Here is a 510-nt window from a genome sequence, read left to right on the forward strand (position 1 = left end):
AGGATATGGCGCAGCGGCGCGGCGATATCCGGTGCGGACAAGCCGGCCGTGGCGACCTGGTAGAGCAGGGGCTGGAATAGGTGGTGGTTGTGGCGATCCACCAGCGTGATGCGGACCGGCGCATCGGCCAGTGCGCGCGTGGCCCACAGGCCGGCGAAACCACCGCCGACGATGACCAGGTGGGGGTGGCCTTCGTTCATCGGATACCGCGGGTGAGAGGCTGCATGGGGTCTGCCTTCCTGGACGGTCGCCACAGCCTACCGCAGGCGCGGCAACGCGCCGTCATGAAGGTCGGGCGCGGAACGTCATGCGGGATCGGGCATCATGGGGGTCGTGCGCATGCCAAGGAACGCCATGAACACCCTCTCTGCCACGCCGCCGCCGCTGCCCCGCACGCCCACGCCGCCCGTCCGGCCGCCCCGCCGCTATCGCTTTGGCATTCCCGGCTGGTTGATCGCGCTGATCGCCGCGGTGCTGCTGTTCTTCGCGCTGCTGTGCGGATTGATCGCG

1 protein-coding gene is annotated in these 510 nt (G+C 69.4%); it reads right to left on the reverse strand.

From position 1 onward, the window contains the following. The coding region (locus tag CWM66_RS28280; RefSeq protein WP_158262974.1) for an FAD-dependent oxidoreductase at nt 1-200 on the reverse strand (200 nt) is incomplete at its 3' end. Nucleotides 201-510: the final 310 nt, after the last annotated feature.

Origin of the sequence: Kosakonia sp. H7A (assembly GCF_003028445.1) — a bacterium.
Lineage (GTDB): Bacteria > Pseudomonadota > Gammaproteobacteria > Enterobacterales > Enterobacteriaceae > Kosakonia > Kosakonia radicincitans.